Consider the following 21,491-nt stretch of genomic DNA (forward strand, 5'->3'; position numbering starts at 1 on the left):
AATTTCTATTTAAATCCTGCTTTTCAGCATCATTAGAATTGTCAGAGCTACAACCTAGAATAATAGTGGTTATAAGTATATAAACTAATTTAGTCCTTCCTTTCATATAAATAATTCAATAGTTAAAATTTTACTCTTCAAACAATTCCATCAACTCTAAAGCTCGTTTTATCGACTTAACATTCTCAAAAGTCAATAACAAACGTAATCCGTTTACGGTTTGTTTTTCTTTCATTTTGCAAAGTGCGCTTTGTTTTTGAACAAAATTTAAAACATTTCTAAACTTAGAAGAATGATAATAATCTGATTGTTGGTCTGAAACGAAATAACCAATCATTTTGCCTTGTTTCAAAACAAGTTTCTCAATTCCAACTTTGGTTGCAATCCATTTTATGCGAATACTGTTTAATAATGCGGTTGCTTGTTTTGGCAAAGGCCCGAAACGGTCAATCAATTTTCTTTCGAATTCCTGTAAACCAGCTTCATCTTTTATCGCGCCCAATTCGTTGTATAAAACCAAACGTTCTGAAACGTTATTGATATATTCATCCGGGAATAACAACTCAAAATCGGCATCGATTTGAATGTCTTTTACGTATTCTTTTGTATCGATATTATTTTCTTCCGGATACAAATCTTTGAATTCATTTTCTTTCAATTCCTCGATGGCTTCGTTCATGATTTTTTGGTATGTATCAAAACCAATTTCATTAATGAAACCGCTTTGTTCTCCGCCTAATAAATCACCAGCACCGCGAATTTCAAGATCTTTCATCGCAATATTGAAACCGCTTCCTAGTTCGCTGAATTGTTCCAAAGCCTGAATACGTTTTCTCGCATCTTCGGTCATTGAAGAATAGGGCGGACAGATGAAATAACAAAATGCTTTTTTATTGCTTCGTCCCACACGTCCGCGCATTTGATGCAAATCAGATAATCCGAAATTATTGGCATTATTGATGAAAATCGTGTTAGCATTTGGAACGTCCAAACCACTTTCGATAATTGTGGTGGCTACCAAAACATCAAAATCTCCGTTCATAAAACCTAACATCAATTCCTCAAGTTTAGCCCCGTCCATTTGGCCGTGACCAATTCCGACTCTTGCATTTGGAACCAAACGCTGAATCATTCCGGCTACTTCTTTTATATTTTCGATTCGGTTATTGATAAAGAAAACCTGCCCGTTTCGCTGAATTTCATATGAAATCGCATCACGAATTATCTCTTCATTAAAACCAACAACATTTGTTTCAATAGGATATCTGTTTGGCGGAGGTGTTGTAATTACTGACAAATCTCGCGCTGCCATTAACGAAAACTGAAGCGTTCTCGGAATTGGTGTTGCTGTTAATGTCAGCGTATCGACATTTGCAGCAATTGTTTTTAATTTATCTTTTACGTTAACTCCAAACTTTTGTTCTTCATCAACAATCAATAAACCTAGGTCTTTAAAAACTACATTTTTATTAACCAATTGATGCGTCCCAATTACGATATCGAGTTTACCTTCGGCTAAATCTTTTAAAGTCTGTGTTTTTTGTTTTGCCGTTCTAAATCGGTTTAAGTAACCAATTGTAACTGGCATATCTTTTAATCTTTCGGTAAAAGTTCTGTAATGCTGATAAGCCAAAATAGTTGTAGGAACCAAAACTGCCACCTGTTTACTGTTATCAACCGCTTTAAAAGCGGCACGAATCGCAACTTCTGTTTTTCCAAAACCAACATCACCGCAAACCAAACGATCCATTGGACGATCGCTTTCCATATCGGCTTTTACTTCTTGCGTCGATTTGGTTTGATCTGGTGTGTCTTCATAAATAAACGAACTTTCTAATTCGTTTTGAAGGTAACTATCCGGCGCAAATTGGAACCCTTTTTCTAAACGCCGTTTTGCATACAACTGAATTAAATTGAAGGCAATATGTTTGACACGCGCTTTGGTTTTTTGTTTTAAAATTTTCCAGGCGTTCGATCCTAACTTATAGATTTTTGGAGGCGTTCCGTCTTTTCCGTTGTATTTGGAGATTTTATGAAGTGAATGGATACTTACATAAACAATATCATTATCAGCATAAACCAGTTTTATGGCTTCCTGCGTTTTCCCTTCCACCTGAATTTTCTGCAATCCGCCAAACTTCCCAATTCCGTGATCGATATGTGTTACATAATCGCCTACAGAAAGTGCGGTTAATTCTTTTAAAGTAATATTCTGCTTTTTCGAGTATCCGTTTTTGATGTTGAATTTATGATAACGCTCAAAAATCTGGTGATCTGTATAAGCTGTTATTTGATTTTCTTCGTCAATAAAACCTTGGTACAAAGGCAATACGATCGTATTATATTGCTTTCTAATGTTTTCAGAATTCGCTTCATCTAAAGATTCAAAAATATCATGAAAACGTTTTGCCTGAGTTTCATTTGAACAGAATAAATAATTTTTATATCCATTAAAATGATTGTCACTCAGATTGTTCAGCAATAAATCAAATTGCTTATTGAAAGATGGCTGAGGCTGAATATGAAATTCGTATTTTTTAGTCGTTTTAAAAATTGGTTTTGAAGCCAATTCTACAATCGAAAAATCTAAAGCTCGTTTTATAAACGAACTTTGATTTAAAAATAACTGCTCCGGTTTGGCATGTTTTATTTCTTTGGAAAGTTTCTCAAAAGCTTCTTCTGCTCTTGTAAATTGTTTGTCTAACTGACTAAAAAGTCCGTCGGTATTTTGAATAAATAGTATAGTTTTCTCAGCAATATAATCTAAGAAACTTTCACGGTTTTCCTGAAATATCTTGTTTTCGACATTCGGGATAATGGTGATTTTTTTATGCGTTTCAACAGATAATTGTGTTTCTACATCAAAACTTCTAATGCTGTCTACTTCATTTCCGAAGAATTCAATTCTGTATGGATGATCGTTTGAAAAAGAAAAGACATCGACAATTCCTCCACGAACCGAAAATTCGCCAGGTTCAGTAATAAAATCGACTCTTTTAAATTCGTATTCAAATAAAACTTCATTGATAAAATCGATCGAAATTTTATCATTCAGCGCCACTTTTAAGGTGTTTTTATCTAATTGCTGGCGTGTAACAACTTTTTCAAAAAGTGCTTCCGGGTACGTAACAATTATGGCTGGTTTTTTTCGGGAATTTATTCGGTTTAAAACCTCAGCACGAAGTAAAACATTAGCATTATCTGTTTCATCAACCTGATACGGACGACGAAATGAAGCGGGATAAAACAAAACATCCTGCTCGCCAATCATTTGTTCCAGATCGTTTAGGTAATACGCCGCTTCTTCTTTGTTGTCTAAAACAATCAAAAAAGGCAGTTCTGTTTTCTTAAAAACAGAGCGTATTACAAAGGAAACTGCAGATCCAAGCAATCCGTTAAGGTGCATTTTTATCTGATTTCCTTCCAGTAAATTGGCAGCAATTTGCTCTGCTTTTGGCAAATTGTCGTATATCGTATATAAGGCGTTTTTACTCAACTCTTGGTAAATTTGGATCTAGTGGAGGCGCAGAATTCGGGATTGCGCGGGTTGTATCTAACATTCTAAGGAAATCAGCTTCTCCTTCTTCTTTTGGAATTTTGGCTTTCTCGACAATTTTGTCCATTTGTCTTTCTAACGAAACCAGTTCTTTGTTTATTTCGCCAATTAAAAAAGCAACTTTATCGTCTGGAATTTGATTCAAATGAATAAATAAGTCCATCATTTTGATTTTGGTAATCAAAATTGCAATTCGGCTTTTTATTTGCGGCTGATTAAATTGTGATGGAATATTATTGTTTAAAGCCATCGCTTTTTTAGAAATCGCTGTTGATTTTTTTTGAAAAGCACCAATCGTTTTTCTTGGTTTGTCTCCTATTTCTTTTAAGAATTCACGCCATTCTGTCCAGTTTCTAAAATTTTCTTCGGAAACTTCGTTGATTGGTTCATCTATAAAAATCCAGGCTTTATTGATATTATTAAAGATTTTTTCTTTCTTCTTAGCTTCTTTTGCATTTTCAGCAAGACGTCTTTCATTCTCATTTTGACATGATTGAAGTGCAAAAATCAAGAGTAAAAACAACGCTATTTTATATTTCATTTGATAAAATGTTTGAGTGCAAAGTTACGAAGTAAATTTACAATTACGAATTGTGTTTTTTGCTAAAGATTCTATAAATCAAGGTTATTTTTTTGCCACAGATTTCACGGATTAAAATGATTTTTTTAATTAAGTTTTGAGAAAATAATCCGTTAAATCTGTGAAATCTGTGGCAAAAACTCCTTTTGCATAAAGTTTTGAATAGTGAATAATCTAAAAAACAATCTTTATCATTGTTAATTTTATAATTTAATGTTTGAAAAAACGTTGATATTTACGAAAACGTTATATTTGCAACACTAAATCTAAATAAATGAATCCAAAAATATTAATCATTGGCGCCTGCGGTCAGATTGGAACTGAACTGACCCAAAAACTGCGTAAATTATACGGAACTGAAAATGTGATCGCTTCTGATATTCGAAAATTAAATACTGACGTTGTTAATTCAGGCCCTTTTGAAGTGGTTAATGCTTTAGATTTTAATCAAATTGAACATTTGGTAGAAGTGCATAAAATTACTGATGTTTATTTGATGGCTGCGCTTTTGTCTGCAACAGCAGAAAAGAATCCTGCTTTTGCATGGGATTTGAATATGAATTCGCTTTTTCATGTTTTGAATTTGGCAAAAGCCAAAAAAATTCAGAAGATTTTCTGGCCTTCGAGTATTGCTGTTTTTGGGCCTACAACTCCAAAAGAAAATACGCCGCAATATACTATTATGGAACCTTCTACAGTTTACGGAATTAGTAAACAAGCGGGAGAAAGATGGTGCGAATATTACCATAATATTTATGGTGTTGATGTTCGCAGTATTCGTTATCCGGGTTTAATAAGCTGGTCTACTCCTCCGGGCGGAGGAACTACGGATTATGCAGTTGATATTTTTTATAAGGCTATTGCCGATAAAAAATATGAATGCTTTTTATCATCTGAAACCAAAATGCCTATGATGTACATGGATGATGCGATCGATGCTACAATTAATATTATGAAAGCTCCGGCTGAACAAATTAAAATACATTCTTCATATAATTTAGCAGCTATGAGTTTTACTCCTACTGAAATTGCTGCCGAAATCAAAAAACATATTCCAGAATTTGAAATTACGTATAATCCTGATTTCCGTCAGAAAATTGCTGACAGCTGGCCGGCAAGTATTGATGATGCTGAAGCAAGAAAGGATTGGAACTGGAATCATAAATTTGATTTGGAATCGATGACTAAAGATATGATTGAGCATTTGAGCTAAACTTCAAAAGAAAAAAGATAAGTCTCGTTTAATTTTCAGAAATGAATTTTAAGCGAGATTTTTTTTATTAACTATTTCATTTTGCATATTGCTTTAAAACTTATTTTCTTACATTTGATTTGCTTTTAACTGCTATTTAAACCAAAAACGATTTATAACCAGAAAAATGTCTACTCTATGACAAATTCACTTCTGCCCATTCAGGAAGATAAAAGGACAGCTATTGTTGATCTTTTAAGAGGCTGGGCTTTATTGGGAGTTGCAATAGGAAATTATGTTGATTTCCGTTACATCGGATTAGAACGTTTTATTTTGAAAAAAGGTGTTTTTTCTGAGATTATCGGTTATTTTAATTTATACTTTTTTTCTGCTAAATCCTGGACTTTATTAAGCATTTTATTTGGGTACGGATTTGCAGTTCTTATTAATAATGTAGCTGATAAAGGCAAAAATCCTGTTTCATTTTTTTGTTGGAGAATGTTTATCCTGTTCATTTTTGCTTTTATAAATTCTGCTTTTTGGCTAGGCGATATCTTAAAAGATTATGCCTTTTTAGGATTGCTGCTTTTGTTTTTTTACAGAAGTTCTCCAAAAACAATTTTAATAACGTCTGGAATACTTCTTTTATCTGTTCCGTTTATTAGTGCTTATATTAATTCGATAAAACAAACATTACCAAATGTACAGTCTACTGCTAAATATTTAAAATTATTTTACTCTGATAATTGGCTGGATGTATTTCAATTTAATTTGCTGGGAACTTATTATCAGGAAATGATTAGTCTTGGTTATGCTGTTACGGTTCATGTTGTAATGTTTGCTCTTATGCTTTTGGGTTTTTACGCTCAAAAAATTAATTTTTTTAATCGTTTACCTGAATTTAAAAAACTATTAAAAAAGACTTTTTTTACAACATTGATTTTGGCTATAATTGCAGGAATTCTTTTTGAAATTGCAATAAAGCACAAAGTAACTTTCCCTGTTTTTCATCCTGTTTTTTGGATCATAATAAATACTATGTTCTGTATTGCGTCTGGAATTTGTTTATTGTATACCAGCGGAAAACTGAAAACAATTTTTAGTTATTTTAGAGTGAGTGGTAAAATGACGCTGACCAATTACCTAATGCAAAATATTATTGCGTGTTTTCTTTTCTCTGGAATTGGTTTCAAAATTTATAATACGCTGCCGTATTGGTTTTACTTTTTCTTGGCCATTTTTGTTTTTACAATTCAGCTATTTATAAGCAAATGGTGGCTTTCAAAATTCAATTATGGTCCGGTTGAATGGTTATGGAGAGTTTTAAGTTATCGAAAAATGTTTCCTTTAAAAAAGACGGTACAAAACGATATTGTAACAGATATAAAACCTGTTTTATAGATTTATTGCTAAATAGAAAAGCCTTTAAAAAATTAATTTTAAAGGCTTTTTTTATTTTCAAGTAAATTATTTTACTTCAAAAACATTATTTGCAGGTTTTACATCAGCCATTAATCCGCTTGGATCAATCGTAATTTTTTTGATTGCTGTTTTGTTTTTGTCAATTGTAAAACTGTAGTTTTGCTGCGCCCAAGCCCAATCCTCTACAACTGTTCTTTTCTCGTTAGGGTTTGGATTTGGTTTAATGAAATTCATCATTCTTAACGGAATGTAGAAGTTTTCAGAAGTTCCGTCTGTATAATCCACTTTTAAATCGATTGGCATTGGCATTCTTCCAATTCTTTCTAAAGTAATTGTTGTTTTTCCTGAATTATCAGCAACGTCTTTAATTCCGTAATCAATTGTATTGGCCGTTTGCGCCCAGTCTGTTAAATACCAATCCAGCTCTGCTCCAGAAACTCTTTCTGCTGTTCTTTTGATGTCGTTTGGAGTTGGATGTTTGAATTTAAAGTCGTTGAAATATCTTTTTAAAGTGGCATCCAGATTTTCTTTTCCAATTACATACTCTAATTGCGCTAAAAAGATACATCCTTTTACATAAGATGAAATACTGTAAGGACGGTTTTCATCGTAACGATCTCCGTGTGTTGTCTGCGGCTGTTCTTTTCCAGAATTAACTAAACTGTAATAAGCTGCATAAGTTCCTTTAAACGGATTTGCTTCTTTTTTATCTCCTTTTAATTCATTCAAAGCACTGTCTTCGATGTAAGTTGTAAAACCTTCATCCATCCAAGGGTGTTTTGATTCGTTTGAAGCTAAAATGTGCTGGAACCATGAATGTCCTAATTCGTGAGTTGCAGTTCCAAGAATTCCTTCAAGAGTCCCGTTTCCTAATATTAAAGTACACATTGCGTATTCCATTCCGCCGTCGCCGCCCTGAATAAATGAATATTGTTTGTACGGATATGCTCCAACTCTATGGTTGTAATAATCCATTACTTTTACCATTAACGGCTCTAACTGTTTCCAGTTTGCAGTAGTTTTTGGATTGTTTTTGTAGAAGAAATGCAAATCGACATCATTTGGTCCTTTTACAATATCATGCGTGTATTCTTTGTCTGCTGCCCAAGTAAAATCATGCACGTTTGGCGCAATAAAATGCCATGTTAATGTTTTTGCTTTTTTAGGATAAACAACGGTTACGCCAGCATCTTCATAACCGTGGCCAATTGTGTTTTTGTCTTGTAAATATCCTGAACCTCCTATTGTATAATCTTTATCAATCGTAATTTTAACATCAAAATTACCCCAAACACCGTGAAATTCTCTCGCAATGTATGGATCTGCGTGCCATCCTTCAAAATCAAATTCGGCTAATTTTGGGTACCATTGCGACATTGAAAGCTCAACACCTTCAGAATTGTTTCTTCCAGAACGACGAATCTGTACCGGAACCTGACCATCAAAACCTAATGTAAAAGTAGTTTTTGAATTTGGTAAAATCGGTTTTGGTAAAATCACTTCTAAAACAGTTCCTGAAACTCTTGTCTGAGCAGAAATACCATCTTGTTTGAAATCAGAAATTTTTAAATATCCTATTTCATTTGGTTTTAAAGTTTCAATACGGCTTTGTTTCACCTCTTTTCCGTCGGCTCCTTTTATTTTATTTACCATTCTCCCATCCGGATCTTTTATAAAATGCAGACGCGCATCCATTTCACTTCCCGGCTGAAAAGCATTTGGAAATAAATGATAAAACACTTTTCTTAATGTATCGGGAGAGTTATTGGTATAAACCAATTCTTGTTTCCCTTTATACTGATAGTTTTTTACATCCATTGAAACCTCCATTTTATAGTCGGCATGCTGTTGCCAATATGGGGCACTCTGCGCAAAAGCTGCGTTTAAACCAAAGCTCAAAAAAGAAAGTAAAATAATTTTTTGCATGATAATTTTAATAATAAAAATGGAAGAGCTGCCACTCTTCCATTGGATTAGTATTCTATAATAGGCTTTATTTTTTTGACATTTTCTCAGCCATTAATAAAGCATTGTAAGCATTTACCATTTTTGCTGTTTTTGATGATTCTGCAGAAGAAACTGCCACAGGTTTTTCATCTGGATTTTCGCTTTCGCCAAGAACCACTTTTGCAGGAAGTGCAACTCCAGAATCCATTAAAATATGTTTTACCTGAGATGCTTTTAATTTTGGATAATAAGAACGAATCAATGCTGCAACACCAGCTGCATTTGGAGACGCCATCGATGTTCCCTGCAGGTATTTGTATTTGTTGTTTGGAATTGTTGCATAAATTTCTTCACCCGGAGCAAAAACATCGACATTTATTTTTCCGAAGTTTGAAAATCCTGCCACAACCGTTTCTCCGTATTGTTTATTAATTGCTCCAATTGTGATTACGTTATCAGCAAATTCCTTGATATTGTCCTGAGAATCGTTTGGATAATTGATGTTTTTAGTTTCGTCAATATTATAACCATCGTTACCTGCTGCGTGAACAATTAAAACATCTTTTTTAGCTGCATATTTAATAGCATCATAAACCCATTTTTTGTGTGGAGAAAAACTTTTCCCGAAACTTCCGTTGATTACTTTTGCGCCATTGTCAACTGCATAACGAATTGCAAGTGCAATATCTTTATCGTATTCATCTCCGTCTGGAACTGCTCTTACTGTTAAAATTTCTACATTGTCTGCTACTCCGTCACCTCCTAAATTATTACCGCGAACCTGAGCAATGATTCCAGCAACGTGAGTTCCGTGAAGTGCTTTTTCTTTATCCGGACCAAAAACGATATTATTCCCGTAATGATTGTCTTTAATATCTTCAGGATTATCGCCTACAACTTTTCTTCCGTCAAATTCTTTGTTTAAGTTATAATTTAACTGGTCGTAAACTTGTTCTCTGTATTCCTCAAAATCAGCTTCAGGATCAAAAGTTGGACCTGCGTTTGTGAAAATTTGAGTCATAATCATTTTACTTCTTGTCACTTTTGGATCTGTAGATGTAATGGCTGCTAAATCTTCAACTTTGTATGTTGTTTTATTAAGCTCTTTTTTGATTACAGCATGAACATCAAGTAAAAAATCTACTTGCTCTTTATCCTTTAAAGCTTTTTCGTATTTCTCATTATACTGAGCTAAAGCTTGTTTGTATTCTGCAGAACCGTCATCTTTCTTTTTAATGATACGAGTCATTTCAAGATTTTCGGCAACAGCATTTCCAAGGAAATTCCATCCGTGAATATCATCGATAAATCCGTTTTTATCGTCGTCGATTCCATTTCCCGGAATTTCTTTTGGGTTTGTCCAAATCATTCCTTTAAGATCTTCGTGCTCGATATCAACACCAGAATCTACAATTCCTACAATAACTTTTTTTCCTGTTTTTCCCTGAAGTAATTCGGCATAAGCCTTATCAACACTCATTCCCGGAATAGAATCTTTTATTAAATCAAGATGACTCCATCTTTTTAATTCATTTTCGCTGACCGGGGCTTTTTTTACAACTGATAAAGGCGCTGTAATAAATTCTTTAGGAGTTGAAACTTGCGCTTGCAAAGTAGCGCTGCAACCTGCTAAAACAAGTAATGCAAAAGCAGATAATTTGAGAGGTTTTATATGACTCATGTATCTAGAATATAATTGTAAAGTTAAAAGATGGGTCTAAATTATGCTTTTTTGTTACAAAAAGCTAACTGTTAACACTGTGTTATGAAATTATAGAGAATTTTATGAATGTTAATATATATTATTCATAAAAATATCCTCACAAGTAAAAACGTCTTTTAGTCTCACACCTTTTTCAGTATGCTCAACCGTTATAATTTGATTATGGGCATCGTGCTCCAAAAACAAATAGTAATTATTATCTGCTGCTGCATTTAAAAATTTAGCTTTTTCCGGCATTGTTAACAAAGGTCTTGTGTCGTAACCCATAACATACGGAAGCGGAATATGCCCGGCTGTCGCCAATAAATCGGCGCAAAAAACGATGGTTTTATCCTGATATTGAATATGCGGAATCATTTGTTTTTCGGTATGGCCGTCTGCATAAAAAATTCCGAAACCTAACTCTTTAGAGAAACCAAAATCACTTTCCGGTCTTTCAATAAAATTTAATTGTCCGCTTTCCTGCATTGGGATAATATTTTCTGTCAGGAAAGAGGCTTTTTCTCGTGCATTTGGTTTCGTCGCCCAATTCCAATGGTTTTCGTTTGTCCAGAATTTTGCATTTTTAAAAGCCGGCTCATAAAAAGTTTTATCAGAATTCCATTGAACACTTCCACCGCAATGGTCAAAATGCAGGTGCGTCATAAAAACATCGGTAATATCATCTCGGTGAAAACCATATTCAGCCAATGATTTATCAATAGAATGTGATCCCCAAAGCGAATAATAGCCAAAGAATTTTTCCGATTGCTTGTCGCCCATTCCAGTATCAATCAAAATTAATCGGTTTCCATCTTCAATCAGTAAACAGCGTGCTGCAATATCAATTAAATTATTTTCATCAGCCGGATTGGTTTTATTCCAAATAGTTTTAGGAACAACGCCAAACATAGCGCCGCCATCTAACTTAAAATTTCCGGATTCTATAGGATAAAGTTTCATAAGATTACATTTCTAATATTGAAAACAAAGCTAGGAAATCCAATCTCCTTTTGCTAGGTATTCTCAAAATAATGTTTCTCTTACAGGTTTAAATTAACCACAGATTTTGCAGATTCAACGGATTTTCGCTGTGTTTTTATTTCCAGCAAGCAGTTAATTTGTTGAGTTAAATCAATAAAAATCTGCATAAACCTGTTAAATCAGTAATCCCGACAGCTATCGGGAGTGGGCTAAAAAATACTTTTATTCCAAAGTAATAGAAGTGCTGCCCATGATTTCCTGCTTGTCGAAGAAGTTGACAAAGTAGGTTCCTTTTTTAAACTGATTTTCATCAGAATTTAAAATCCCGTAGACATTTAAAGCTTTTCCCTGAAAATCTGCGGCCACTATAAAACTGTAAACCAAAGCTTTATCGCTGCCAAATTCTATTAATTTATTTTCGCCTAAAACAGTATTTTTTTGGTCTAAAACCTGAATATAAAACACCTTTTTTCCTGTTTTGGCAACTGTATTTCCGTTAACAGAAAAACTTATTTTAAGTTTATTAGTACTTTTTGCTCTATCTGTTTCCTGTTCTTTTCCCGATTTTTTTTCACGAAGAGCAATCACTTTAAAATTATTTAAAACTAGTTTTGAAGCATCTTTTATTGTTGATTCTAACTTTTTCTGCTTTAGGATTAAAGTATCATTTTCTGCTTTTTGTTTGTACATTACAACATTCTGAGTTTCAATTTCAGTAAGCAGGCTTTTATTTTGAGATTTTAGGTTTTTTATTTCTACAACTTTAGATGCTAATGCTGTCTGCATATCTGAAAGCTGTTTCCGGTAAATTTGAATTTGATTATCTGAAGGATTTTTGGATGCTTTTATAATTTCCATTAAATTTTCGACATTTTTCTTTTCAAATGCCAATTGCTCCGAAAGAGCAGTTTTTTCTAAAATCGCGACATCGTATTCTAATTTCAAAACATTTAAAGAATCCAAAATGCTTTTTTGAGCGATCGACTCCTTATTGTTATTAACGAGTTTAACTTTTTTATTACTTGCTTCTGCCTTATCTGCCTCGTCTTTTAGTTCTTTACTAAATATATAAAAAGTTGCCCCTATCCCAAAAATAAAGAATATTGCCAAAAGCGCCCTGATCCATTCGTTTGTATAGTTTTTCTTCATCATTCCCCACAATTTATTGCAAAAATACTATTAATTTGTTCGATAGAACAGGTAGAAATACGGTTTTTTAGCTTATTTACAATAACTTAAAACACACTAAACCAGCATTTTACAAAATTATCTGACTTTTCGTTCAAAAAGGAAATCACTTGTAAAATAAAAGTCACTCAATAAATAGTTTTAAAGCAAAAATAACTTCTTTCTATTTTAACATTTGTTATAATAATGTGAACCGCTATGGAAAAAGGTTTTTAAGTCGTATCTTTGCAGATAATTTCATTTGAACATTGAAATTAGCGTTTAAATTAATATAATAATTTGATTACTATTTAAATGCAGATTAAAATGATCTTTTAAAAACAAATACCATAAACAATGATAAAGGTTTCTGATACAGCCAAAAAGAAAATCATCGATTTGATGACTGATGATGGTTTTGACGCCGCAAACGACTACGTGAGAGTAGGCGTAAAAAGTGGTGGATGCTCTGGTTTGTCTTATGATTTAAAATTTGACAAAACTAAAGGCGAAGATGACAAAATATTCGTAGACAACGACATACAAATTGCAGTTGAAAAAAAATCATTTCTATATTTAGCCGGAACAATTTTAGAATTTTCTGGCGGATTAAACGGAAAAGGATTTGTTTTCAATAATCCAAATGCAAGCAGAACTTGTGGCTGCGGCGAATCATTTTCTTTATAGTCAAAAGCCGAAAGTCCGAAAGTCTTAAAGACTGCTAAGCGACTTTCATACTTTGGACTTTAAAACTTTAAGACAAAAAAATAATGAGCAAATACACTGAAGACGATTTAAAAATCGAACTCGAAACTAAAGAATATGAATACGGATTTTATACCAATATAGAATCTGAAACTTTCCCTATTGGCTTAAACGAAGAAATTGTAAGAGCTATTTCGCTTAAAAAAGACGAACCTGAATGGATGACCGAATGGCGTATCGAGGCTTTTCATGCGTGGAAAGAAATGATTGAGCCAGAATGGGCAAACGTACGTTACGAAAAACCAGATTTTCAGGCAATATCTTATTATTCGGCTCCAAAACAAGTTGATCCTAATAAAACTCTGGATGATGTAGATCCGGAACTTTTAGAGATGTACAAAAAGCTTGGAATTTCTGTTGATGAGCAAAAAATGATGAACAATGTCGCTATGGACATTGTTGTCGATTCTGTTTCTGTAGCAACAACTTTTAAGAAAACACTGGCCGAAAAAGGAATTATTTTCTGTCCAATTTCTGAAGCTATTAAAGAACATCCTGAATTAGTAAAAAAATATTTAGGAACTGTTGTACCTCAAAAAGATAACTTCTACGCAGCATTAAACTCTGCAGTTTTCTCTGATGGAAGTTTCTGTTATATTCCAAAAGGCGTTCGATGCCCAATGGAACTTTCAACTTATTTTAGAATCAATCAGGCGGGAACCGGACAATTTGAAAGAACTCTGGTTATTGCAGATGAAGGAAGTTATGTTTCATACCTGGAAGGATGTACCGCTCCAAGTCGTGACGAAAACCAATTGCACGCTGCTGTAGTGGAATTGATCGCTTTGGATGATGCTGAAATTAAATATTCTACCGTTCAAAACTGGTTCCCTGGAAACAAAGAAGGAAAAGGTGGAGTTTACAACTTCGTAACCAAAAGAGGTTTATGCGAAACAAACGCTAAAATTTCTTGGACGCAGGTTGAAACAGGTTCTGCTGTAACTTGGAAATATCCTTCTTGTGTACTTAAAGGAGATAATTCAGTAGGAGAATTTTATTCTATCGCCGTTACCAATAATTACCAACAAGCAGATACAGGAACTAAAATGATCCATTTAGGTAAAAACACTAAATCGACTATTATTTCTAAAGGTATTTCGGCTGGAAAATCACAAAACAGTTACCGTGGATTAGTGCAGATCTCTCCAAGAGCAGAGAATGCGAGAAACTTTTCTCAATGCGATTCCCTTTTAATGGGAAACAATTGTGGTGCGCACACTTTCCCTTATATTGAAAGTAAAAATCCATCAGCAAAAATTGAGCATGAAGCAACTACAAGTAAAATTGGTGAAGATCAGGTTTTCTACTGCAACCAAAGAGGTATCCCGACTGAAAAAGCGATTGCCTTAATTGTAAACGGTTTCAGTAAAGATGTATTGAACAAACTTCCAATGGAATTTGCGGTTGAAGCTCAAAAATTATTAGAGATTTCTTTAGAAGGTTCTGTAGGATAATAAAAAGCAAATAATTATGGACATCATCTTAAAAAATGTAAAGAAAAAAGATTTTCCAGTTCTAAAATCGCTGGCAAAATCTCTTGGTTTTGAAATTGTTGAAGAAAATGAAAAGCCATATAATCCTGAATTTGTAAAAGAAATTCTTCAAGGTGAAAAAGATATTGCTGAAGGAAAAGGAATAAAAATGACCATGAAAGAATTAAACAATTTATGGAAATAGTATTTACTCCAAAAGCAAAGAAAGATTTAGAGTTTTGGATAAAATCAGGAAGTAAAAATATCATTAAGAAAATTACTCAATTAATTGATATCCAACTTCATCCATTTGAAGGATTAGGAAAACCTGAACAATTAAAACATAATTTGACAGGAAGATGATCCAGAAGAATAGATAAAGAACATAGAATTATTTACAGAATAACAGAAGAAAACAATATAGAAATACTAAATATTCTTTCATTGAAAGGGCATTACGAATAAGTATTAATGGAAAATAAAAAAGTAATCATTTTAGGTTCATCACGAAAAAACGGAAACACAACAAAAATTGTGGACGAGATTTCTAAAGAACACGGAATAGAAGTAATTAATCTAAGCGATTTTAATATTTCTTATTACGATTACGAAAGCAAAAACAGAGAAGATGATTTTTTTCCTTTAATAAAAGGAATAATCGAAAATTACGACACTTTAATTTTTGCAACGCCCATTTATTGGTATAATATGAGCGGAATTATGAAGGTCTTTTTTGATCGGTTTTCAGATTTAATCCGAATTGAAAAAGAAACCGGAAGAAAACTTAGAGGAAAGAAAATTGGCGTGATATCAAATTCTCACGATAATGAAATCGAAGAAAGTTTTTACATTCCGTTTAAAAAAACTGCCGATTATTTAGGCATGGAATATTTAGGACACGCGCATTTTAATGCCAATATCCTAAACCAACAAACAAAAATAGAATTGACATTTATATAAAATAAAAAAAACAATGTTATCAATAAAAAACCTTCACGCCGGAATTGGTGATAAAGAAATCCTTAAAGGAATTAATATAGAAGTTAAAGCTGGCGAAGTACACGCTATCATGGGACCAAACGGTTCCGGAAAAAGTACACTTTCTGCTGTTATTGCAGGAAACGAAAATTATGAAGTTACAGATGGAGAAGTTATCCTTGACGGAGAAGATCTTGCTGATTTAGCTCCGGAAGAAAGAGCACATAAAGGTGTTTTTCTTTCGTTTCAATATCCTGTAGAAATTCCCGGAGTCAGCGTTACCAACTTCATGAAAACAGCGATTAACGAAACTCGTAAAGCAAACGGACAGGAAGAAATGCCTGCAAACGAAATGTTGAAAGTAATTCGTGAGAAATCTGAGTTATTAGAAATTGACCGTAAATTTTTATCTCGTTCTTTAAACGAAGGTTTTTCTGGAGGAGAGAAAAAAAGAAACGAAATTTTCCAAATGGCAATGTTAGAACCAAAATTGGCTATTCTTGACGAAACCGATTCTGGTCTTGATATCGATGCTTTAAGAATCGTTGCAAATGGTGTAAACAAATTAAAAAGCGACAAAAACGCAATTATCGTTATCACACACTACCAACGTTTGTTAGATTATATCGTTCCTGATTTCGTTCACGTTCTTTACAACGGAAGAATTGTAAAATCTGGAGGAAAAGAACTTGCTTACGAATTAGAAGAAAAAGGATACGACTGGATTAAAGCGGAGAATTAATTCCAAGTCGTAAAGTCGAAAGTCAAAAGTCGTAAAGTCGAAAATACAATATGAGTAAGTTCAAATCTTTTGAAGAAATAAATTCCTGGCAGAAATCCAGAATCTTCAATAAGAAAATATATTTGATTACTGAAAATTCTAATTTTAAAAAAGACTTTGATTTCGTTAGACAAATAAGACGCGCATCACTTTCTATATCATCAAATATAGCAGAAGGTTTTGAAAGAAATACAGATAAAGAGTTTGTTTATTTTTTATATGTAGCAAAAGCATCTGCAGGAGAAGTTAGATCTCAATTATATTTAGCTTTTGATTTAGAATATATTATAAAAGAAGAATTTGAAATGCTTTTAGAATCGATTACAGAAATATCGAAATTATTAAGCGGTTTCATTAAATATTTGAGCCCAAAGTCATAAAGTCGAAAGTCATAAAGTCTCAAACTTTATGCTTTAAATTTTTAACCTTTTGGCAAAAACAGTCGACAATCCAAAGTCTTTCGACTTTCGACTTTCGACTTTAAGACTAAACAACAAAATGGATTTAAAAGAAAAATTAGTATCGTCTTTTATGGCTTTTGAAGAGCGTGTCGATGTGCATTCAGATTTACATGACATACGCACAAATGCTTTAAAAAACTTCGAAAATAAAGGTTTTCCAACCAAAAAGGAAGAAGCTTGGAAATATACATCGTTAAATGCCATCTTAAAAAATGACTTTTCGGTATTTCCAAAACAGGAAAATGCAATTGAATTTAATCAGGTAAAAAAATATTTTTTACACGAAATCGACACTTATAAATTAGTATTTGTTGATGGTGTTTTCAGCTCGCATTTATCCTCGACAACGCATGACGGAATTGACGTTTGTTTGATGTCATCGGCATTGACCAAACCGAAATATAAAATGATTATTGACACCTACTTCAATAAAATTGCAAGCAAAGATGAAAGTTTGACCTCATTAAATACAGCTTTTGCAAGTGAAGGAGCTTTTATCAATATTCCGAAGAAAAAAGTTGCCGACAAACCAATCGAAGTAATGTATTTCTCAACCGGAAATGAAGCTGCTTTATTGGTACAGCCAAGAAACTTGGTTATTGTGGGCGAAAATTCACACGTTCAAATTATTGAACGCCACCAGAGTTTAAACGAAAATCCGGTTTTAACCAATTCAGTTACAGAGATTTTTGCTCAAAAACGTGCGATTGTTGATTACTACAAAATTCAAAACGATAATAGTGAAGCAAATTTAGTTGACAACACTTATGTTTCACAGCAGCAAGAAAGTCACGTTTATGTACACACTTTTTCGTTTGGGGGAAATCTGACTCGTAACAACTTAAACTTTTACCATTTTGGTGAAAGATTGACAAGTACGTTAAACGGAATTTCAATCCTGAATGACAAGCAGCACGTTGACCATTATACTTTGGTAAACCACGCAATGCCAAACTGTGAAAGTTTCCAGGATTATAAAGGAATTTTCTCTGATCGCTCAACAGGAGTTTTCAACGGAAAAGTATTGGTAGAAAAAGAAGCACAAAAAACAAATGCTTTCCAAAAAAGCAACAACATTTTATTGAGCGACAAAGCAACTATCAACGCAAAACCACAATTAGAGATTTTTGCAGATGATGTAAAATGTTCTCACGGATGTACTGTTGGACAGCTTGATGAAACAGCAATGTTCTACATGCAGTCACGCGGAATTCCTCAAAAAGAAGCAAAAGCTTTATTGATGTACGCATTCTCAAATGCCGTTATCGAAAGCATTAAAATACCGGAATTAAAACAAAGAATCACTAAAATCATTGCCATGAAATTAGGCGTGAATTTAGGATTTGATTTGTAGTTTAGTTTTACCGCAAAGACACACACAAAGGTTATGCAAAGTTCGCAAAGGTTTTTATTTAAGCTTTGCGAACTTTTCTTTTTTTAAATTTATTCTTCTTTTTTAAACTTTCTCTTAAAAAAGAATATAAACAATGAAAAAATACTGCAAACAACAATAGCAGTAATTTCATTAATCCATATACTATATATTAAAAACCCAAGACTCCCAATAAAAATTATTGTACTAACTAAATAATACAAACATCTAAGTTCTTCATTTAATTTTATCTTCAAAATCTATTCATTTTTGTTTGCTACTCCTGCAAGGTTTTGAAAACCTTGCAGGAAGAGAACAATCTACTTTTTCACACTCTCAATTATCCCTTTCAAAAACCCATTAAAATCAAAACTTTTATCACCTTCTCTCACTCCCATTCTCACAATTACCATATCCAGAGACGGAATAATCGCCACCATTTGACCTTGATATCCACTGCAATAAAACATATCACGAGGAACATCAGGAAATTTTCCTCCAGCGTTTAGCCAAAATTGAACTCCATATTTTCCTTCTGAAGTATTTGTTGGCGTTGCAGTATATTTTACCCAGCTTTCATCCAGAATTTGTTCGCCGTTCCAATTTCCTTTTCTTAAATATAATAATCCAAATTTTGACCAATCGCGCGGCGTTGCCCATCCGTAAGATGAACCTACGAAAGTTCCACTCATATCCTGCTCTACAATCATCGAGTTCATTCCAATTTTGTCGATTACAGCGCTGTACCAAAAATCAAGATATTCTTGCTGAGTTTTAAATTGTCTTCTTAAAATTAAAGACAACAAATTTGTTGTTCCAGATGAATAATTCCAATGCGTGTTTGGTTTAAATTGAGCCGGTTTATCCAATTGCACTTTTCCCATATCTTCTGCCTGAAAAAGCATTTTTGTAGCATCGCAGATTGTGCTGTAATTCTCTTCCCACTCTAAACCAGAATTCATATGAAGCAAATCATTAATCGTGATAATTTTACGATCATCATCCTGCCATTCTTTAACCGGAGCAGGTTTATAAATATCAATTTTCCCTTGTTTAGCCAAAACTCCAAAAGCCGAACTTGTAATACTTTTTGTCATCGACCAGCCCAAAATTTTACTGTCTTTATTAAAACCTGTATCGTATTTTTCGGCTATTAATTTGTCTTTATATAAAACCACAACAGCACGGGTTCTTTTTGTTCTTCCGCCAGATTTATCAAAAGCATTTTCAACCGCTTTCTTTAATTTCGAATAATCTACATTCGCAAACAAAGTGTCTTTTGGTTCATTATTTCCATAAGGAAAAGGAAGATTATTCACAAACTTTGTTCTCTTTGGAAGCAGATACGGTTTTGAAACATCAAAATCATCATTAATCAAAACGGCACCTAAACCTTCCCGGTAAATTGCTTTTCTTTCTTTTAAACCATAAACGGTTGAAGTGGCAAATTTTCCGTTTTCATCAATTGAGTTTTTAGCCAGATCAATCATATCGATATCATTGTCTGTTTTTTGAATTAAATCTAACGGACGATTGTCTATAAAATGTCCGGATGCAACACTCTTAGCCGAAAAACCAGAAATCAAATCCAGTTTTGGATAAGTTGTAAATCCGAAATATAAAAAAGCAAGAACCACTACAAGCAAAAGTACTTTGAGAAATTTTTTCATGATGATAAGTTATTTTTATTGCAATATAAATAATTTATGTTCACGATTTTAGAACTCAAAATATAAATCTGATTCGGATAATTCAGAAAAACGAAGTGATTTTTACAGAATCAGCATTTAAGCTTTGTAACAATGATGCCATAAAAGGAAATTATCGAATTACTGTATAAACAAATTTAGTTTTAGTACTTTTGTAAATAGATTTTTTCTAAATAAGACATGCTAGATATCCAAAAAATAAGAGCTGATTTTCCGATACTTTCACAAACTGTAAACGGAAAACCTTTAGTATATTTCGACAACGGTGCTACTTCGCAAAAACCACAAATTGTGATCGATGCCGAAGTGAAATATTATCAGGAAATTAACGCCAATATTCACCGCGGCGTTCACACTTTAAGCCAATTAGCTACTGATGCTTACGAGATTTCTCGTGGTAAAGTAAAAGAACATATAAATGCAAAATTTGCACACGAAGTACTTTTTACTTCGGGTACAACTCACGGAATCAACTTAGTAACAAACGGTTTTGCTTCTATCTTAAAACCTGGTGACGAAGTAATTGTTTCTTCATTAGAACATCATAGTAATATTGTGCCGTGGCAGATGTTATGTGAAAAAACCGGAGCACTTTTAAAAGTTATTCCGATGAACGAAAATGGAGAGTTAATTATCGAAGCTTTTGATGCACTTCTTTCAGAAAAAACAAAAGTGGTTACGGTTAATCACATTTCAAATGCACTTGGAGTTATTAATCCGATAAAATATATCATTGATAAAGCTCATGCTGTTGGTGCTGCTGTTTTAATTGACGGCGCGCAGGCTGTTCCTCATTTAAAGCCAAATGTACAGGAATTAGATTGTGATTTTTATGCTTTTTCCGGACATAAAATGTGTGGTCCAACGGGAACTGGAATCTTGTATGGAAAAGAAGAATGGCTGAACAAACTTCCTCCTTATCAAGGCGGCGGCGAAATGATTAAGGAAGTTACTTTCGAAAAAACAACTTATGCCGATCTTCCTCATAAATTCGAAGCCGGAACACCAAATATTGCCGGCGGAATTGTTTTAGGAACTGCAATTGATTATTTAAACAGTGTTGGTTTTGAAAATATTCACGAATATGAAACTGAACTTTTAGATTACGCTACAAAACGGTTATCCGAAATTGAAGGTTTAAGGATCTACGGAACAGGAAAAAATAAAGCTTCAGTAATTTCGTTTAATATTGATGGAATTCATCCATATGATGTTGGTTCCATTATAGATAAATTAGGAATTGCAGTTAGAACAGGCCATCATTGTGCACAGCCAATTATGAATTTCTTTTGTATTCCGGGAACTATACGAGCTTCATTCTCATTCTATAATACAAAAGAAGAAATTGACCAAATGGTCGACGCCGTTAAAAAGGCACAAATAATGCTAAGCTAAAATCTATT

General features: G+C 33.3%; 18 protein-coding genes. 11 read left to right on the top strand and 7 right to left on the bottom strand.

What is annotated here, in order from left to right:
• Positions 1–130: 130 nt before the first annotated feature.
• Together mfd and LUU93_RS02115 are read right to left on the bottom strand one after the other, a co-directional pair.
• Positions 131–3,496, bottom strand: a complete 3,366-nt coding sequence (mfd, locus tag LUU93_RS02110; protein WP_232677694.1) for a transcription-repair coupling factor — start codon at positions 3,494–3,496, stop codon at positions 131–133.
• Positions 3,489–4,097, bottom strand: coding sequence for a hypothetical protein (locus LUU93_RS02115; RefSeq protein ID WP_232677695.1), 609 nt, complete (start codon positions 4,095–4,097; stop codon positions 3,489–3,491). Before LUU93_RS02115 ends, mfd begins: the two co-directional genes overlap by 8 nt.
• Positions 4,098–4,410: 313 nt before the next feature.
• Here LUU93_RS02115 and LUU93_RS02120 point away from each other — a divergent pair, with 313 nt between their 5' ends.
• Positions 4,411–5,349, top strand: coding sequence for an L-threonine 3-dehydrogenase (locus LUU93_RS02120; protein ID WP_232677696.1), 939 nt, complete (start codon positions 4,411–4,413; stop codon positions 5,347–5,349).
• Positions 5,350–5,526: 177 nt separating this feature from the next.
• Positions 5,527–6,729 carry a DUF418 domain-containing protein gene (locus LUU93_RS02125; RefSeq protein ID WP_232677697.1) on the top strand — a complete coding sequence of 401 codons (1,203 nt, stop codon included), beginning with the start codon at positions 5,527–5,529 and terminating at the stop codon, positions 6,727–6,729.
• A 66-nt stretch (positions 6,730–6,795) separates the two neighbouring features.
• Here the strand turns inward: LUU93_RS02125 and LUU93_RS02130 are convergent, their stop codons facing one another.
• The 4 genes from LUU93_RS02130 to LUU93_RS02145 all read right to left on the bottom strand — a co-directional run bounded on the left by LUU93_RS02130 (position 6,796) and on the right by LUU93_RS02145 (position 12,535).
• Positions 6,796–8,676, bottom strand: a complete 1,881-nt coding sequence (locus tag LUU93_RS02130; protein ID WP_232677699.1) for a M1 family metallopeptidase — start codon at positions 8,674–8,676, stop codon at positions 6,796–6,798.
• A gap of 67 nt (positions 8,677–8,743) precedes the next feature.
• Positions 8,744–10,378, bottom strand: a complete 1,635-nt coding sequence (locus LUU93_RS02135; protein WP_232677701.1) for a S8 family peptidase — start codon at positions 10,376–10,378, stop codon at positions 8,744–8,746.
• 111 nt (positions 10,379–10,489) lie between these two features.
• Complete coding sequence (locus LUU93_RS02140) at positions 10,490–11,362, bottom strand: MBL fold metallo-hydrolase (RefSeq protein WP_232677703.1); 873 nt, start codon at positions 11,360–11,362, stop codon at positions 10,490–10,492.
• Positions 11,363–11,605: 243 nt separating this feature from the next.
• Positions 11,606–12,535, bottom strand: coding sequence for a DUF8428 domain-containing protein (locus LUU93_RS02145; protein WP_232677704.1), 930 nt, complete (start codon positions 12,533–12,535; stop codon positions 11,606–11,608).
• Positions 12,536–12,907: 372 nt separating this feature from the next.
• On the opposite strand from LUU93_RS02145, the gene LUU93_RS02150 reads away from it, so the two are divergent.
• The 8 genes from LUU93_RS02150 to sufD all read left to right on the top strand — a co-directional run bounded on the left by LUU93_RS02150 (position 12,908) and on the right by sufD (position 18,361).
• Positions 12,908–13,237, top strand: coding sequence for a HesB/IscA family protein (locus LUU93_RS02150; protein ID WP_229353326.1), 330 nt, complete (start codon positions 12,908–12,910; stop codon positions 13,235–13,237).
• An 83-nt stretch (positions 13,238–13,320) separates the two neighbouring features.
• Complete coding sequence (gene sufB / locus LUU93_RS02155; RefSeq protein ID WP_232677705.1) at positions 13,321–14,769, top strand: Fe-S cluster assembly protein SufB; 1,449 nt, start codon at positions 13,321–13,323, stop codon at positions 14,767–14,769.
• Between the two features lie 16 nt (positions 14,770–14,785).
• Positions 14,786–14,992 (top strand): DUF2683 family protein, encoded by a 207-nt coding sequence (locus tag LUU93_RS02160; RefSeq protein ID WP_232677706.1) that lies wholly within the window; start codon positions 14,786–14,788, stop codon positions 14,990–14,992.
• The gene (locus LUU93_RS21780; protein WP_311202618.1) at positions 14,983–15,150 is read left to right on the top strand and encodes a type II toxin-antitoxin system YoeB family toxin; all 168 of its coding nucleotides are present in this window, start codon (positions 14,983–14,985) and stop codon (positions 15,148–15,150) included. The genes LUU93_RS02160 and LUU93_RS21780 overlap by 10 nt, the downstream gene beginning before the upstream one ends.
• Positions 15,151–15,258: 108 nt before the next feature.
• The gene (locus LUU93_RS02170; RefSeq protein WP_232677707.1) at positions 15,259–15,747 is read left to right on the top strand and encodes a flavodoxin family protein; all 489 of its coding nucleotides are present in this window, start codon (positions 15,259–15,261) and stop codon (positions 15,745–15,747) included.
• A gap of 13 nt (positions 15,748–15,760) precedes the next feature.
• Positions 15,761–16,507 carry a Fe-S cluster assembly ATPase SufC gene (sufC, locus tag LUU93_RS02175; protein WP_232677711.1) on the top strand — a complete coding sequence of 249 codons (747 nt, stop codon included), beginning with the start codon at positions 15,761–15,763 and terminating at the stop codon, positions 16,505–16,507.
• 50 nt (positions 16,508–16,557) lie between these two features.
• Positions 16,558–16,926, top strand: coding sequence for a four helix bundle protein (locus LUU93_RS02180; protein WP_194632431.1), 369 nt, complete (start codon positions 16,558–16,560; stop codon positions 16,924–16,926).
• A 118-nt stretch (positions 16,927–17,044) separates the two neighbouring features.
• Positions 17,045–18,361, top strand: a complete 1,317-nt coding sequence (sufD, locus tag LUU93_RS02185; protein WP_232677819.1) for a Fe-S cluster assembly protein SufD — start codon at positions 17,045–17,047, stop codon at positions 18,359–18,361.
• Positions 18,362–18,699: 338 nt separating this feature from the next.
• Here sufD and LUU93_RS02190 read toward each other — a convergent pair whose 3' ends face one another.
• Positions 18,700–20,049, bottom strand: coding sequence for a serine hydrolase domain-containing protein (locus LUU93_RS02190; protein WP_232677712.1), 1,350 nt, complete (start codon positions 20,047–20,049; stop codon positions 18,700–18,702).
• Between the two features lie 219 nt (positions 20,050–20,268).
• Between LUU93_RS02190 and LUU93_RS02195 the strand changes: the two genes are divergently transcribed.
• The gene (locus LUU93_RS02195; protein ID WP_232677716.1) at positions 20,269–21,483 is read left to right on the top strand and encodes an aminotransferase class V-fold PLP-dependent enzyme; all 1,215 of its coding nucleotides are present in this window, start codon (positions 20,269–20,271) and stop codon (positions 21,481–21,483) included.
• The last annotated feature ends 8 nt before the right edge of the window (positions 21,484–21,491 follow it).

Source organism: Flavobacterium soyae, assembly GCF_021245985.1.
GTDB classification, from domain to species: domain Bacteria; phylum Bacteroidota; class Bacteroidia; order Flavobacteriales; family Flavobacteriaceae; genus Flavobacterium; species Flavobacterium soyae.